We start from the raw sequence: 15,424 nt of genomic DNA on the forward strand, positions 1-15,424 counted from the left end.
CTACTCGCGGTAGAATGGCCGTCTACGATTGCTCGATTTAATAGAAAGAGTTTGTACTGCATGTCTGAACGCAAAGACTACGGACGCCGCGATGGGGGCAAACGGGGTCAAGGCTCCTATAAGAAGTCTGACCACAAGGGCCGACCGCAGGACAAGCGTGGTCGTCGCAGGGACGACAAGCAGCGCGACTTCGATAAGAAGAAGGATAGGAAGAAGAGCTTTAGCCCGCAGCGCTCTGGTTACCGTGAGGAACGACTGAATCGTCGTCTGACTGAGCCGGACCTGCCGAATGATATTGATGTCAAGGATTTGGATCCTTCGGTGCTGCGTGACTTGGAGTCGCTGTCGAAGGAGAATGCGGAGACCGTCGCAAAGCATATGATCATGGCAGCGCAGTGGATGGATGATGATCCGCAGCTTGCTTTGCGTCATGCACGCGCAGCAAAGGACCGTGCTGGTCGTGTGGCTGTGGCACGTGAGGTTAACGGCATTGCTGCTTACCGTGCAGGTGAGTGGAAGGAAGCACTGGCGGAGCTGCGCACCGCGCGTCGTATTTCCGGTGGTCCGGGTCTGCTGGCAGTAATGGCTGACTGTGAGCGCGGTATGGATCGCCCGCAGAAGGCTATCGAGCTTGGTCGTAGTGATGAAGCCCAGGAACTCGACCGCGAGTCCGAGATCGAGCTGGCTATCGTGGTTGCCGGTGCACGTTTGGACTTGGATCAGGCAGAATCCGCCGTCGTGACTATCCAGCGCGCCCAGCCGGATAAGTCCCAACGTGGAGTAAGTGCGTGCCGTTTGAGCTATGCCTATGCAAATGCACTGCAGGCAGCCAAGCGTATGGATGAGGCCAAGGACTGGTTCGAGCACGCCGCCGCCATTGATGAAGGCGACTGGACCGATGCCAAGGAACGACTCGAGGAGTTTAAGTGACTGTTCTGACCCAACACGACGGACTGCTGCTGGATCTGGACGGCACTGTATGGGAAGGCGGAACGCCTATCCCCCACGCGGTGGACGTGATTAATTCCTGCGGTCTGCCGACCATCTATGTGACCAATAATGCCTCCCGTGCACCAGAATCGGTGCTGGGCATGCTGGAGGGCATCGGTATTGAGGTCGGTAAGTCCAAGGTGCTGACTTCTGCCCAGGCAGCTATTACGTTGGCGAAGCAAGAGGTCAAGGAAGGCAGCAAGGTTCTCGTTGTCGGATCTGATTCCTTCCGTGACTTAGCCCGTAATGCTGGTTTCGAACTCGTCGAATCCGCAGAGGAGAAGCCGACTGCAGTTCTGCAGGGCATGTCGAAGGACATTGGCTGGAAGCAGCTGAGCGAAGCTGCATATGCCATCAACAATGGTGCGCGCTACTTCGCATCTAACCTGGATGCGTCTTTGCCCACGGAGCGTGGTTTCGCAGTGGGTAATGGCTCGTTGGTTGCTGCGGTGGTCAATGCGACGGGTGTGCAGCCGACATCGGCAGGCAAGCCTGAGCCAGACATGTTCACCCAGGCAGCAGGTCTGCTTAATGCGGAGAAGCCATTGGCAGTTGGCGATCGTTTGGATACTGATATTGCTGGTGGCAATGCCGCAGCGATGGATACCTTCCACGTGCTCACGGGTGTTTCCGGTGAGTTGGAGCTGATCGAGGCACCGAAGGAATACCGCCCTGACTTCATCGGTAGTGGTCTGCACGAGTTGGCGCTGCCGGTCTCGCAGGCCAAGCCGGGTGCACAGGGTGGTTTTACCGCCCGCTTTGATGGCTACGACATTCTGCTCGAAGGCGGCGACCCGGGTGCGACCTCGGTGCAGGCGTTGCGCACCGTCCTGGAGGTCGCGTGGGCACTGCCGAAGACCCCGCGCTACATTCAGCCACGTACTGAGCTCGCAGAAAAGGTGCTGAGCACATGGCGGTAAAGCCCCATGATCCCCGCGCGGTCGTCAAGCCGGAAAAGGTAGAACAGGACCTCGCGGAGATCCTCAACGAAGATGCAGAGGATCTAGCAGCAGAAGCAGAGCAACTCGAGCGCGCCCATGCGGTGCTGCGCGCAGCTTTACAGGAGAACTAATGCCCCCACAACGACGTCGTCTCGACGCGGAGTTGGTGCGTCGCAAGATTGCACGCTCCCGCGAGCAAGCCGTAGAGATGATTAAGGCTGGACGCGTGACCGTGGGAGGCTTCCCTGCGCGCAAGCCGGCCACTGTGGTGGAGCCAGAAGTTTCCATTCGGGTGGAAGAATCCGAGGAGGATAAGTGGGCATCGCGAGGTGCGCACAAACTACTCGGGGCGCTCGAGGCTTTCGATGTGTCCTTAGAGGGCAAGAAGGTCCTGGACGGCGGTGCGTCGACCGGCGGATTCACCGACGTTTGTCTGCAGCACGGCGCACGTGAAGTGCTGAGCGTGGATGTCGGCTATGGCCAGTTGCTGTGGCGCCTGCAAAACGACGAGCGCGTCACGGTCATGGATCGCACCAACATCCGTCACCTGACTCCGGAGATGTGCAACGGGCTTTGCGATGCCATGGTCGGCGACCTCTCCTTTATCTCACTGAAGCTTGTCCTGCCTGCGATTGCGGAGTGTATGGCCGAAGGCGCGTTCTTGCTGCCAATGGTCAAGCCGCAGTTTGAGGTCGGTAAGGAAAGGCTGGGACACGGCGGCGTCGTGAAGTCCCCGGAGCTGCGCAAGGAAGTCACGCGTGATGTGGCAGATTTTGCCCAGACGTTGGGCTTGAGCGTGCGTGGGGTGGCGGCCTCGCCGCTGCCGGGTCCAAGCGGGAATGTAGAGTACTTCTTATGGCTGGTAAAAGACCAGCTGGTAACTCCTCCAGAGCAGTTGGAGGAGATGATTACCTCCGCTATCGCTAAGGGGCCACAATGACGCGACGAATTCTCCTGGTGCCGCACACCGGGCGTGCCAACAACGTCGCGGCGGCCGTGCGCGCAGCAGAACTGCTGCAGCAATCTGGCATCACGGTACGAGTCTGTGCGGCGAAAGAAGTCGTTCCTGGCTTCGAGCACGTCCAGCATTCGCTGGAAGCAGCGAAAGGCTGCGAGCTGGTGTTGGTGCTTGGCGGCGATGGCACGTTCTTGCGCGCAGCCGATATGGCCCGTGCCGTCGATATCCCGGTCCTGGGTATTAACTTGGGCCACGTAGGCTTCCTGGCGGAGTGGGAAGCAGAATCGCTGGATCGCGCACTGGTGCGGGTCATTGATAAGACTTACGAGGTCGAAAATCGTCTCACCATCGATGTGACCGTGTGGGACTCCCGCGGTCGCCTGCTGGATTCCGGATGGGCGCTGAATGAAGCGTCCGTGGAGAACCTAAACCGCTCTGGCGTGCTCGATGCCATCCTGGAAGTCGATGGACGACCAGTGTCGTCTTTCGGCTGTGATGGCGTGCTGATTTCCACGCCGACCGGGTCGACTGCCTATGCGTTTTCCGCGGGTGGTCCGGTGCTGTGGCCGTCGTTGGATGCGATCCTGGTTGTGCTCAACAACGCCCACGCGTTGTTTACTAAGCCGCTGGTGGTCTCGCCGGATTCGACGGTGGCGGTGGAGTCGGCATCGGCAACCACGCCTGCAGTGGTCATCATGGACGGTTTCCGCGAGATTTCCATGCCTGCTGGCGCCCGCGTAGAAGTCGTCCGGGGACGCTATCCCGTACGCTGGGTTCGTTTGGATGATCAGCCCTTTACTGATCGACTCGTTTCTAAATTGCGCCTCCCGGTTGAAGGTTGGCGTGGACCAAAGCGTTAGGAGGCGCGTGCGTGCTCGTTGATATCACCATCGAAGACTTAGGCGTCATCCGCCGCTCAACCGCTGAATTCTCCACTGGTCTCACGGTGCTGACGGGTGAAACCGGTGCTGGTAAGACCATGGTGGTTACTGGCCTGCGCTTGTTAGCTGGCGGTCGTGCGGATGCCTCCCGTGTTCGTGATGGTGCGAAGAAGGCCGTCGTCGAGGGCCGCTTTGCTAGCGATGCCCAGGCAGTCGCCGACATCGTGGAAGAAGCAGGTGGCAACGCTGATGAAAATGGCGAATACATCGCAGCGCGTTCTTTGGCCGCCGGTGGTCGTTCCAAGGCTTACTTAGGCGGTCGTGCGGTTCCGGCGGCAACCTTGAGCACCTTTGCCAGTGAGCTGATTACCGTGCACGGCCAAAATGATCAACTGCGCCTGTTGGCGCCTGACCAGCAGCTCAGTGCGGTGGATCGCTCCGATGGGATGATTGCACCGCTTCTCGATGACTACCAGGCCAGCTTCCGCACCTGGCGCGACCTGGCCAAGGACTATCGTCGTCGTACCGAGGCGCGTCGTGAGCTGGCACAGGAAGTCGACCGCCTGCAGTTCGCCCTGCGAGAGATCTCCGAGGTCGACCCGCAGCCCGGTGAGGACGTGGAGCTGCAAGAACAGATTAAGAGGCTCCAGGACGTCGATACCTTGCGTGAGTCGGCAGCCACCGCTCTGGCAGCCATTGACGGCGCGGAAGGCTATGCCGAGGACGAACCAGCCTCCACGCTGTTGGGCCAAGCCACTGCGGCGCTGCAAAGCTCGGAAGACAAAGACCTCGCCCGACTTGGTGCACAGCTGGGGGAGATTACCTCGCAGCTCGGGGACATTTCCGGTGAGTTGGGCATGTTCTTAAGCGACCTGCCTGCTGATCCAAACCAGTTGGAGCACTCGCTGCGTCGTCAACAGGACTTGAAGTCGCTAACTCGCAAGTACGCCGAAGACATCGACGGTGTGCTGGCCTGGCGCGATGATGCCGCAGCCAAGCTGGAGACCATGGATACTTCTGCCGAGGCTCTAGAAGAGCTCAAGAAGAAGGTCAAGGAAGCCGAGAAGGAAGCGGTAGGGAAGGCTGCGGCGTTGACGAAGGCGCGTCGCAAAGCAGCGGAAAAGCTGGGTGCTTCCGTCACTGATGAGCTGCACGGCCTGGCAATGCCGAACTCCGAGCTGACCGTCGCGCTCAATGAGACGAAGTACTCCAAGACCGGCGCGGATGAGGTCGAATTCCAGCTCAACGGCAAGCCTTTGGCCTCAGCGGCCTCGGGTGGTGAGTTGTCGCGTGTGATGCTGGCGCTGGAGGTCGTGCTCGCGCACGCGGGTGGTGCCACGATGGTCTTCGACGAGGTCGATGCTGGCGTCGGTGGACGTGCGGCGGTCGAGATTGGGCGTCGTCTAGCACGGCTGGCGGTGCACAACCAGGTCATCGTCGTCACGCACCTGCCGCAGGTGGCTGCCTATGCCGATAGCCACCTGCACGTGGCCAAGGACAAGTTCACCTCGGGCGTGTCTGATTTGAGTGAGGAAGAGCGCGTCGAGGAGCTGGCACGCATGCTGGCAGGCTTGGATGACACCGCGACGGGTCGGGCTCATGCGCAGGAACTTTTCGACCGCGCACAGACCGAAGTGGAAGGTTTCCGCGCGTCATCCCCACTTTAGGCGCTTTAGCATAGACAATAGGCCCCATGAGTCTGTTTTCCCGCACTTCCGATCTTCCCGGCGAGCACGGCGCCCTGCGCGATTGCACCCCGGGTGGAAAGGGTTTTAAGAAGTTTTCCGCCGGTGACTTCGCGGTGATCGATGCCGCTAATATCTCTCGCCAGGAGGCCCAGGCCTTAGTCGACGTGCAGCCGGCCGCCGTTATCAACGTCGCAGAATTTAGCACCGGTTCCATCCCGAATTACGGCCCGCACATGCTGCTGGATGCCGACGTCACCCTGCTGGAGGGCGTAGGCGAGGAGTTTTCTTCCGGTTTCAAGGACGGCAAGAAGGCCCGCATTACTGACGACGGCACCGTCTATGTAGGTGAGACTGCCGTGGGTGCAGGCAAGTTCCTCGACCGCGATCGTGCAGAGGAGAACTTTTCTTCCGCGCAGCAGGAACTTATTGACCATATGGAGGCCTACTTCGGTAACTCCATCCAGTTCATCCACTCTGAGGGCCCGCTGCTTATCGATGGCCTCGGCGTTCCTGACTCCGGCGCCGAGATGAAGGACCGCAAGGTGCTGCTGGTCTCGCCGACGACGGATCATCGTCAGCAGATTAAGCTTTTGCGCAACTTCATCCGCGAGTACGAGCCGGTTGTTATCGGTGTGGAGGAAGCAGCAGACAGCATTCTGGAGATGGGCTACAAGCCCGATTACATCATCGGCAACCCGGCAAGTGTTGATGCAGAAACCCTGCGCTGCGGTGCCAAGGTGATTCTGCCGGCTACCCCGGATGGTCAGGCTGAAGGCTTAGAGCGCATCCAGGACCTTGGCATTGGTGCGATGACCTTCCCGTCCGCACTCGAATCGCCGACCGACCTGGCGCTGCTGCTGGCTGATTACCACGGCGCACAGATGATCGTGCAGGTCGGCGGTGCAGTGGTTCTCGACGATATCTTCGCCAACGAGCCGCACGCGACTCCGCCAGCCATGCTGGCGCGTCTGAAGGCTGGCACCCGCCTGGTGGATGCTGAGTCCGTGATCAACCTCTACACCGCGCCGAGCTCCGGTGGTGCTGGTTGGCTGTGGGCTATCTTCGGCATCCTGGTTGCACTTGCTGCCATCGTGCTCATCGTCGGTTTCGGCGGCGATGCTGGCTTTACCCAGAACCTGATTGATACCTGGAACAACATCGCTTTGACCGTACAAGGGTGGTTTTCCTAATGGCTAAAGGTGGACTACTGGTTGCAGGCTTAGGTTTCGGCACCGCGATTGGCGTGGCACTGGGTGCCCTGGTGCTCGCCCCGAATATGAGCGGCGGCGCGGCTGGCGATGACCCGATTCGCGAGGAGCATCGCAAGCTGCTGCAGGACAACCAGACTCTGCAGGCACAGACAGACTCGAATGACTCCATCATCGATGACCTGGCAAGCGATGTTGTCGATGGCAGCCTCTCCGATCGCCCGGTGCTGGTGATTGCTACCTCTGATGCCCGCGACGGTGACGTCAGCTCCGTGAAGAACTTGCTCGACGATGCTGATGCTATCGATGCTGGCCAGATCACTATGACCAACGATTTCTTGGCCCCGGAGAAGGCAGACAAGCTGCTGTCTATCGTGGCCAACACGCTGCCCGCTGGTGCGGAACTGGATGAGGAACAGCGCGACGTCGGCACCCATGCTGGCCAGGCACTGGCTACGGCGCTACTGCTGGATCCGGACACCACGGAACCGCTCGCCAGTGTTGACGACCGCGCTACCTTGCTGCAGGCACTGCGCCAGGAAGGCTACATCGAGTACGAGTCCGGCACTATCTTGCCCGCCCAGGCTGTCGTCATCATTGGCGGCGGTGGCTACCGCGGCTACTACGCGGACAACCTGGCGCACTTTGCTGAGCAGATGAAGGAAGCTGGCGGCTCGACCGTGTTGGCTGCTCGTGTGCAGCAGGCTGCCGAGGACCGCACGATCGATCAGGTGCGCAAGGATTTCCCGGAGGTCAGCACCGTCGATTCCATTAACCGCAGCTCTTCGCAGTTGGCGGTTATCATGGCAGTCGAAGAGCAGCTTGCCGGTGGTTCTGGAGCTTATGGTTCGGCAGCATCGGCAGATGCAGCAGCACCAGCTTTGGAGGATTAATTCATGGCTCACGAGTTCACCACGGTTTCTAGTGAACTACTGATCGACGCCCCAATTATCGCAGTGCGCCGCGACGAGGTGCGCATGCCCGGTGGCAGCACGGCTTATCGCGAGGTCGTCGAGCACTTCGGCGCTGTCGCTATCGTCGCACTCGACGAGAACGATCGTGTGGCGATGATTCACCAATACCGCCGCAGCGTCGATCGCCGCCTGTGGGAGCTGCCCGCAGGTCTACTCGACGTCAAGGATGAAGATGAGCTCACCGGTGCGAAGCGTGAGCTGGCCGAAGAGGCTGGCTTGGCAGCCGAAGAGTGGCAGGTGCTTGCCGACGTCGTCTCTTCACCCGGCTTTTGCGAAGAGTCCGTCCGCATCTATCTTGCACAGGGGCTAAGCGAGACTGAGAAGCTCGATGCTGAGGGCGACGAAGAAGCCGATATGGACTTCGCATGGGTGCCACTGGATGAGGCCGTTGCCGGTGTGTTTGCTGGCAAGGTGAACAACTCGATTGCGTGCACCGGCATTCTCGCCGCCGCACAACGCGCGGGCCAGAACCTGCGCAGCACCGATGAGCCTTTCGAGCTGCGCCCGCAGTCGATGGCTGCTCGCCGTAAAGGTCCGGACCTGAAAAAGCAGTGAGCGCACTCGACAACCTCGCCGCGTCCTGGATTAATCACCTGGCAGTAGAAAAGGGCGCGTCGAAAAACACTATCTCCAACTACCGCCGGGACTTACGCCGTTATGTGGGTTGGTTGGAAGAGGTAGGCATCGATAAGCTCAGCGATGTCCAACGCCAGCACGTCGAAGAGTACTTGAAGCATCTGCGGGAGACGATGGCGGCGTCATCAGCAAGCAGGGCTCTGATCGTGGCACGCGGCTTGCACAAGTTTGCCGTGACTGACGGTGCAGTCGACGTCGATGTCGCCAGCGAAGTATCACCACCTGCCATCCCGCAGCACCTGCCAGAAACCCTGACCGTCGAGCAGGTCACCCAACTCATTGAAGCCATCCCGACAGGGGAGAGTGCCTCACCGTTGGATCTGCGCGACCGCGCCATGCTGGAGATGCTCTATGGCACTGGGGCGCGTATCTCGGAATTGACTGGACTTAACGTCGACGATGTCAGCGGTGACGACGATATCCTTCGCCTACGCGGCAAAGGCAATAAAGAACGCCTAGTTCCAGTCGGCACGAAAGCCCGCAAAGCTGTCGATGATTACCTGGTGCGCGCCCGTCCGGTGCTGTCTAAGGGCAAGACGCACGCGCTGTTTCTTAACACCCGCGGCGGCGCCATGTCCCGGCAGACCGCCTGGGCCGCGCTTCAAGCAGCCGCCGAACGCGCACAACTCGGTGTGAAGATCTCCCCGCACACCCTGCGCCACTCCTTCGCCACGCACCTGCTCGAAGGCGGCGCCGATGTCCGCGTCGTCCAAGAACTACTAGGCCACTCGTCGGTGACCACAACCCAGATTTACACTCACGTCTCCGCCGAGTCGCTGCGCCAGGTTTGGCGCACTGCGCACCCGCGCGCCTAAGTCAAGGTTTAAGCGTTGATATTGCTTTAGGCTAGTCCCTATGGAGGGGAAGGGGTACTCTGTAATAACAACGTTGTAAGTCGGGTTCTCCTGCTAAGTTGGGGACCTGAGAGCCGAGCCATAGTCAAGGAAGCAGGTATGACTGTGAAGGAAGAGGGACTGTTTGAAGCCTCGGAACCGCAGGTTGGGCTGACCGGTCGTCCCATCCGCGAGATACCTGAACCCCCGGAGCTAGATAAGCACGGGCCGGCGACCATCATCTCGATGTGTAACCAGAAAGGTGGCGTGGGTAAGACCACGTCAACTATCAACCTGGGCGCCTGCCTGGCTGAGCTAGGCCGCAAGGTGCTGCTCATCGACCTTGATCCGCAGGGCGCATTGTCTGCTGGTTTGGGCCTGTCCCATGACGAAATCGAAGACACCATCTACGACGTCATGCTAGATAATCAAACCTCTATTCACTCCGCGATTAAGTCGACTCCGGTTGCCAACCTTGACGTCGTCCCGGCCAACATTGACCTGTCCGCAGCCGAAATCCAGATGGTCAACGAAGTCGGTCGTGAGCACACCCTGGCGCGTTCGCTGCGTCCGGTACGCCGCGACTACGACTTCATCATCATTGACTGCCAGCCTTCGCTGGGCCTGCTCACGGTCAACGCATTGGCGTGCTCCCAGGGCGTCATCATCCCGATGGAGTGTGAGTTCTTCTCCCTGCGTGGTCTGGCGTTGCTGACCGATACCGTGGAGAAGGTCTCCGACCGCATTAACTTCGACCTGGAAATCATGGGCATTCTTGTCACCATGTTTGATCGCCGCACCAAGCACGCCCGTGAAGTCATGGACCGTGTAGTCGACTTCTTCGGTGAGAAGGTCTTTGACACCGTGATTACGCGGACTGTGCGTTTCCCGGAAACATCCGTGGCCGGTGAACCGATTACCAGCTGGGCGCCTAGCTCCCAGGCTGCAAAGCAGTACCGCGACCTCGCCAAAGAGGTTATCGAGCGCTCCCAGGTCTAGGCCTTCGTGACCCAACCGGAGATTACCGGCTTCCGTGTCGCACTCCAGAACTTCGAGGGGCCGTTTGACCTGCTTTTGCAGCTCATCCAGTCCAAGAAGATGGACGTGACGGACGTTGCGCTGCACGAGGTTACCGACGAGTTCGTCGCCTATGCCCGGCACTTAGGCCAGACTGCGGACCTCGATGAGGTCACCGAGTTCCTACTCATTGCCGCGACACTGCTCGACTTGAAGGCGGCACGCCTGTTGCCACGTGGTGAAGTCGAAGACCTTGAAGATTTGGAGCTGCTGGAAACCCGCGACCTGCTCTTCGCGCGTCTGTTGCAGTATCGCGCATACAAACAGGTAGCCGATCTTTTCGCGCGATGGCAGCGTGAGGCCCAGCGCAGCTACCCGCGTGCGGTGGGTATGGAAGAGCAATTTGCGGACTTGTTGCCGCCAGTATCGCTGGGGCATACACCAGCGACCTTCGCGGAGATGGCTGCGGGAGTCTTTCGGGCGAAGCCGCCAGAGGAAGTTGCGACCGGACACGTGCACTCAGTGGCGGTGTCGGTGCCGGAACAAGCCGGCAAGATTTTAGAGATGCTCAAGCTGGTGGGGCAGAACCAGCAGCTGAGCTTTCAGTCGCTGACGAAGGACTGCACGGTCTCAATGGAGATCGTCGGGCGCTTCTTGGCCCTGCTGGAGTTGTACAAGGCGAAAGCAGTAGAGGCCGAGCAACCGGAGTCGCTCGGCCCGTTGTCCATTAGCTGGACTGGTTTAGATGTGGATCCGGCCGTCGTGGCGGCCGCCAACTGGGATTAAGGTCGCTGCTGGATGAACTCGAGGGTTTCTGGCGCCAGGATCTGGTCGGAGTAGACGCGTACGTCTGGCTCGTCAGGGTTGTCCGCAGTGTTGATGCGGCGGCCTTCCCATACTGGCTCCAGTTCCAGCTTTTCCAGAATGCGGATTGCAGCCGGGTGGTTGGTGGTCACGCGGGCGCTAATCGGGGTCTCCTTGTCGAAAGAGCGAATAGCCTGCACCGCCTTCTTGGAGATCTCCGATGCATAGCCGCTGCCCCAGTGCGCTGGGCGCAGGCGGTACTTGATGTCCCAGAAGTTACCGCCGTCGACGTAAATGGCACCGCCGACACCGATGAACTCGCTGGGGCGCTCGCGAAGGTAGGCCGCCCAGGGGCCAAAGCCGTGCTCGGACCAGGACTTCTGGGCCTCGTCGACCATGCCTTTAGTAGTGCGGATGTCCGCGAAGCGGCCATTAGGGCGGTGATCCCAAATGCGGCCGTCGCTGTAGACCTTGTGCGCCTCTTCCACATTGGCGGCGGACAAAGGAATGAGAATCAGTCTGTCTGTACGTGTAATAGTTTCCATATAGTCATGTTACAGACGTCACAAAGTTAGTCAAGTGTGTTTCGTGTTAAAAGTATCTAAGAGTTTTCCGGTTGCTGGCTGGGATTAACCGGCGGGTAATATCGCGGGCATGGATTTGCCGCTGATTTCGCAATTGCGCTCCCGTGTCGAATCAATCCTGCTGGTGATTGATGCCCCGGCGAGTGTGGAGTCCATCGCGCGTTCGCTCGAAGTTGAGCCCAGCATCATCAGCGATACTCTGCGCGAAATCCAGCGCGAATATTCCGAGCGCGGCTCGGGTATCGAACTGCGGGAAACCAAGGAGGGCTGGCGCTTTTATACGGCTCAAGCCAATGCTGATGCCGTTGAAGGCTTTTTGCTGGATGGTGCACAGACCAAGCTCTCGCGTGCGGCCCTAGAGACCCTGGCAGTGGTGGCTTATCGCCAGCCAGTCACGCGTGCGCAGGTCGCTGCCGTGCGTGGCGTGAACGTCGATGGTGTGATGCGCACTCTGAATCTCCGTGGACTGGTCCGCGAGGTTGCCGGGGAATTTGAAGGCACCGCGCACCGCTATGAGACCACGGAGCTCTTCTTGGAATTGCTTGGCATTGACTCACTAGAGCGCTTGCCAGATTTGGCGCCGCTGCTTCCCGATGTCGAGGCAATCGACGAAGAGTATTAGCGTGGTAGAATCGCCCAGGTAATTGCATAACTTCAAGTGAAAAGGACACTTTCAAGTGACCCCACCCGCTCGCCGTGACGGCACACCGGATAAGAAGAGGCGCGACAGCGACATGCTGCTGTCGAACGCCAAGCCGGCCCGTCACCAGCACGTCAGTAAGAAAAAGCAAAAGGCCACCGCTGATTCCGTCGCCAAGGAACTAGGCGCGGACTGGTTGGTCGACGAACAAGGCAACCGTAAGGGAGAGCGCCTGCAGAAGGTGCTCGCTAAGGCCGGTGTGGCCTCCCGCCGCCACGCAGAAATCCTCATCGACCAAGGTCGTGTTGAGGTCAACGGCAACATCATCGTTAAGCAAGGCGTGCGCGTAAACCCCAGCGTGGATGTCATCCGCGTCGATGGTGTGCGCGTCAACGTCAATGAGGAGCAGGAATACTTCATCCTCAACAAGCCGCGCGGTATGCAGTCCACCATGTCCGATGAGATGGGGCGTCCGTGCGTGGGCGATGTCATCGCAGAGCGCGTTGCCGCCGGTAAGCGCTTGTTCCACGTCGGTCGTCTGGATGCTGATACCGAAGGTCTGCTGATCCTCACCAACGACGGTGAACTGGCCAACCGTCTGATGCACCCGAAGTACGAGATCACCAAGACCTACCTGGCTGAAGTTCTTGGCGAGGCCGATAACCGCCTGGTCAAGCAGCTCAAGGAAGGCATTGAGCTCGACGATGGTTTGGCGAAGGCTGACTTTGTTCAGGTCGTCGATAAGAATCAGGGCTTCTCCCTGGTCCGCGTGGAGCTGCACGAAGGCCGCAAGCACATCGTGCGCCGCATGCTCAAGGAAGCCGGTTTCCCGGTCCAGCGCCTGGTGCGCACCAAGATGCACACTGTGCAGCTGGGCGATATGAAGCCTGGTTCCATGCGCGCGCTAAACGATGCCGAACTAACGAGTCTGTACAAGGCGGTGGGGATGTAATGCTATCCAATATGCCTAATGAAGGCCTGATTCTGGCTGTCGACGGACCTTCTGGCACCGGCAAGTCCACGACCTGTCGTGAGCTGGCTAAGCGTCTGGATGCCAAGTATGTCGACACTGGTGCGATGTACCGTGTGGCCACTCTGGCAGTTCTGCGCGCTGACGTCGACCCGGAGGATTCCGCAGCGGTCATCAAGGCCACGGACAACCTTCCGTTGGAGGTCAGCGACGATCCGGATTCCACCGCCGTGCTTTTCGACGGCGAGGATGTCTCCGGCGTCATCCGCGGCGATGAGGTCACCCGCCACGTCTCGGCCGTCTCGGCCATTCCGGAGGTGCGTGAAAACCTCGTGGCTCTGCAGCGTCGCCTCGCCGCTGATGCTCACCGCGCCATCGTGGAAGGCCGCGACATCGGCACTGTCGTGCTCCAGGACGCCCCAGCTAAGGTCTTTTTGACCGCTAGCGCTGAGGTACGCGCCCAGCGCCGCCACGACCAGAACGTTGCCGCAGGCATTGAGTCGGATTTCGACGCAGTGCTTGCCGATGTCCAGCGTCGCGACGCCGCCGATTCCTCTCGCGCAACTTCGCCGCTGCGTCCAGCTGATGACGCAGAAATCGTTGATACCTCCGAGCTGGACCGCGAAGAGGTTCTCGACAAGCTCATTTCCATCCTGAAGGAGTCCAGCAATGACTGATCAAGATCCTCAGAATCTCGATCCTTCCGAGGACTTCGAGACCGAGTTCCATTACCCACAAGGCAATTTCGACGAAGAACTCGTACGCGACGAACACGGCGGCTGGGCCTCAGCTGAGTTCGATGAAGAGCACTTCGACTTTGACTTCGATGAAGAGCAGGAAGCGTTAACCGAAGAAGAGTGGGAAGAACTCGACCGTGCTTTCGGTGTTGCAGCTGAGCACACCGAAGAAGCCCTGTGCACTGTCGCAGTGGTCGGCCGCCCAAACGTCGGTAAGTCTTCGCTGGTGAACCGTTTCCTGGGACGTCGTGAAGCAGTGGTGGAAGACCACCCCGGCGTTACCCGCGACCGTATTTCCTACCTCGCGGAGTGGAATGGCCAGCGTTTCCTGGTCCAGGACACCGGTGGTTGGGACCCGAACGTCAAGGGCATTCACGCTGCGATTGCGCGCCAGGCCGAGCAGGCCATGGAAACTGCTGACGTCATCGTCTTCGTCGTCGACACCAAGGTCGGCATCACGGAGACTGACTCAGTGATGGCTCGTCGCCTGCAGAAGTCTGACGTGCCGGTGTTGCTGATTGCCAACAAGTTCGATTCGGACAACCAGTCCGCCGACATGGCGGAGTTCTACGCACTGGGGCTGGGCGATCCGTGGCCAGTCTCCGCACAGCACGGCCGCGGTGGCGCTGACGTTCTCGATGAGATCCTGCGTGTGTTCCCGGAAGAACCGCGCGATACCTCGATTACCTCCGGCCCGCGCCGCGTGGCACTAGTCGGCAAGCCGAACGTGGGCAAGTCCTCGCTGCTCAACAAGTTCGTCGGCGAAGAGCGCTCCGTAGTCGACAACGTCGCGGGTACCACCGTCGACCCTGTCGACTCGCTGGTGCAGCTCGACCAGAACCTGTGGAAGTTCATTGACACTGCCGGTCTGCGCAAGAAGGTTAAAAACGCCCAGGGCCATGAGTACTACGCGTCCCTGCGTACCCGCGGCAGCATTGATGCCGCTGAGGTGTGCGTCATGCTTATCGATGCCTCCGAGGAAATCTCCGAGCAGGACCAGCGCGTGCTCAACATGGTGCTAGAAGCCGGTAAGGCACTAGTCATCGCGTTTAACAAGTGGGACCTGGTCACCGAAGACCGCCGCTACTACTTGGACCGCGAAATCGACCAGCAGCTAGCGCACCTGCCGTGGGCTAAGCGCGTGAACATCTCCGCTCATACTGGCCGTGCACTCCAAAAGCTCGAGCCAGCCATGCTGGAGGCTCTCGAAAGCTGGGATCAGCGCGTCTCGACTGGTCAGCTGAACACTTGGATGCGTGAGGCCATCGCGGCTAACCCTCCGCCGATGAAGAACAACCGCCTCCCGCGCGTGCTGTTCGCCACCCAGGCATCGACGCAGCCACCGACCATCGTGCTGTTTACCACTGGCTTCTTGGATGCCGGCTACCGCCGCTACCTCGAGCGTAAGTTCCGCGAGCGCTTCGGCTTCGAAGGAACCCCGGTCCGTATCGCAGTGCGTGTGCGTGAGCGCCGCTCCAAAAAGAAATAGTACGGGCGTTACGCTGGGATAATGCAATAATTCTAGCACTGAGGCGAGCCATTTCCCTACACCAAACGGTGTGA

Annotated in this window: 17 protein-coding genes; 16 read left to right on the forward strand and 1 reads right to left on the reverse strand. The window is 59.7% G+C overall.

Translation table 11 applies throughout. From position 1 onward, the window contains the following. The first annotated feature begins 60 nt into the window (after positions 1-60). From UL81_RS05585 to UL81_RS05635, 12 genes are all read left to right on the forward strand, one after another. Positions 61-930 carry a hypothetical protein gene (locus tag UL81_RS05585; RefSeq protein ID WP_046453368.1) on the forward strand — a complete coding sequence of 290 codons (870 nt, stop codon included), beginning with the start codon at positions 61-63 and terminating at the stop codon, positions 928-930. Beyond that, a complete protein-coding gene (locus UL81_RS05590) occupies positions 927-1,910 on the forward strand; it encodes an HAD-IIA family hydrolase (RefSeq protein WP_046453369.1) in 984 nt (327 codons plus the stop codon). The genes UL81_RS05585 and UL81_RS05590 overlap by 4 nt, the downstream gene beginning before the upstream one ends. Beyond that, positions 1,901-2,062 carry a hypothetical protein gene (locus tag UL81_RS11945; protein ID WP_169746056.1) on the forward strand — a complete coding sequence of 54 codons (162 nt, stop codon included), beginning with the start codon at positions 1,901-1,903 and terminating at the stop codon, positions 2,060-2,062. The genes UL81_RS05590 and UL81_RS11945 overlap by 10 nt, the downstream gene beginning before the upstream one ends. Beyond that, positions 2,062-2,871, forward strand: coding sequence for a TlyA family RNA methyltransferase (locus tag UL81_RS05595; protein WP_035104550.1), 810 nt, complete (start codon positions 2,062-2,064; stop codon positions 2,869-2,871). Before UL81_RS11945 ends, UL81_RS05595 begins: the two co-directional genes overlap by 1 nt. Further along, positions 2,868-3,749, forward strand: coding sequence for an NAD kinase (locus UL81_RS05600; RefSeq protein WP_035104553.1), 882 nt, complete (start codon positions 2,868-2,870; stop codon positions 3,747-3,749). The genes UL81_RS05595 and UL81_RS05600 overlap by 4 nt, the downstream gene beginning before the upstream one ends. Positions 3,750-3,760: 11 nt before the next feature. Beyond that, positions 3,761-5,437, forward strand: a complete 1,677-nt coding sequence (gene recN, locus UL81_RS05605) for a DNA repair protein RecN (RefSeq protein ID WP_035104556.1) — start codon at positions 3,761-3,763, stop codon at positions 5,435-5,437. A 26-nt stretch (positions 5,438-5,463) separates the two neighbouring features. Further along, positions 5,464-6,648 (forward strand): putative cytokinetic ring protein SteA, encoded by a 1,185-nt coding sequence (steA, locus tag UL81_RS05610; RefSeq protein WP_035104558.1) that lies wholly within the window; start codon positions 5,464-5,466, stop codon positions 6,646-6,648. Then, a complete protein-coding gene (locus tag UL81_RS05615) occupies positions 6,648-7,559 on the forward strand; it encodes a copper transporter (protein ID WP_046453370.1) in 912 nt (303 codons plus the stop codon). Before steA ends, UL81_RS05615 begins: the two co-directional genes overlap by 1 nt. A 3-nt stretch (positions 7,560-7,562) precedes the next feature. Then, positions 7,563-8,195 (forward strand): NUDIX domain-containing protein, encoded by a 633-nt coding sequence (locus tag UL81_RS05620; RefSeq protein ID WP_046453371.1) that lies wholly within the window; start codon positions 7,563-7,565, stop codon positions 8,193-8,195. Continuing rightward, entirely contained in the window at positions 8,192-9,091 is a 900-nt protein-coding gene (gene xerD, locus UL81_RS05625) for a site-specific tyrosine recombinase XerD (protein ID WP_035104561.1), read from the forward strand. Before UL81_RS05620 ends, xerD begins: the two co-directional genes overlap by 4 nt. Before the next feature lie 144 nt (positions 9,092-9,235). Beyond that, positions 9,236-10,108 carry a ParA family protein gene (locus UL81_RS05630; protein ID WP_046453672.1) on the forward strand — a complete coding sequence of 291 codons (873 nt, stop codon included), beginning with the start codon at positions 9,236-9,238 and terminating at the stop codon, positions 10,106-10,108. 6 nt (positions 10,109-10,114) lie between these two features. Continuing rightward, on the forward strand, positions 10,115-10,912 hold the full coding sequence (locus tag UL81_RS05635; RefSeq protein WP_046453372.1) for a segregation and condensation protein A: 798 nt from the start codon (positions 10,115-10,117) through the stop codon (positions 10,910-10,912). Here UL81_RS05635 and UL81_RS05640 read toward each other — a convergent pair. Further along, positions 10,909-11,475 carry a GNAT family N-acetyltransferase gene (locus UL81_RS05640; protein WP_035104564.1) on the reverse strand — a complete coding sequence of 189 codons (567 nt, stop codon included), beginning with the start codon at positions 11,473-11,475 and terminating at the stop codon, positions 10,909-10,911. The genes UL81_RS05635 and UL81_RS05640 overlap by 4 nt on opposite strands. 109 nt (positions 11,476-11,584) lie before the next feature. Here UL81_RS05640 and scpB point away from each other — a divergent pair, with 109 nt between their 5' ends. The 4 genes from scpB to der are packed head-to-tail and all read left to right on the forward strand — an operon-like array spanning position 11,585 to position 15,350. Beyond that, positions 11,585-12,136 carry an SMC-Scp complex subunit ScpB gene (gene scpB, locus UL81_RS05645; protein WP_035104566.1) on the forward strand — a complete coding sequence of 184 codons (552 nt, stop codon included), beginning with the start codon at positions 11,585-11,587 and terminating at the stop codon, positions 12,134-12,136. Between the two features lie 55 nt (positions 12,137-12,191). Further along, positions 12,192-13,106: a pseudouridine synthase gene (locus UL81_RS05650; RefSeq protein ID WP_035104569.1), complete on the forward strand. Its 915-nt coding sequence runs from the start codon at positions 12,192-12,194 to the stop codon at positions 13,104-13,106. Then, the gene (cmk, locus tag UL81_RS05655; protein ID WP_035104571.1) at positions 13,106-13,801 is read left to right on the forward strand and encodes a (d)CMP kinase; all 696 of its coding nucleotides are present in this window, start codon (positions 13,106-13,108) and stop codon (positions 13,799-13,801) included. Before UL81_RS05650 ends, cmk begins: the two co-directional genes overlap by 1 nt. Beyond that, positions 13,794-15,350, forward strand: coding sequence for a ribosome biogenesis GTPase Der (gene der / locus UL81_RS05660; protein WP_035104573.1), 1,557 nt, complete (start codon positions 13,794-13,796; stop codon positions 15,348-15,350). Before cmk ends, der begins: the two co-directional genes overlap by 8 nt. Positions 15,351-15,424: the final 74 nt, after the last annotated feature.

The organism is Corynebacterium camporealensis (assembly GCF_000980815.1).
GTDB classification, from domain to species: Bacteria; Actinomycetota; Actinomycetes; order Mycobacteriales; family Mycobacteriaceae; genus Corynebacterium; species Corynebacterium camporealense.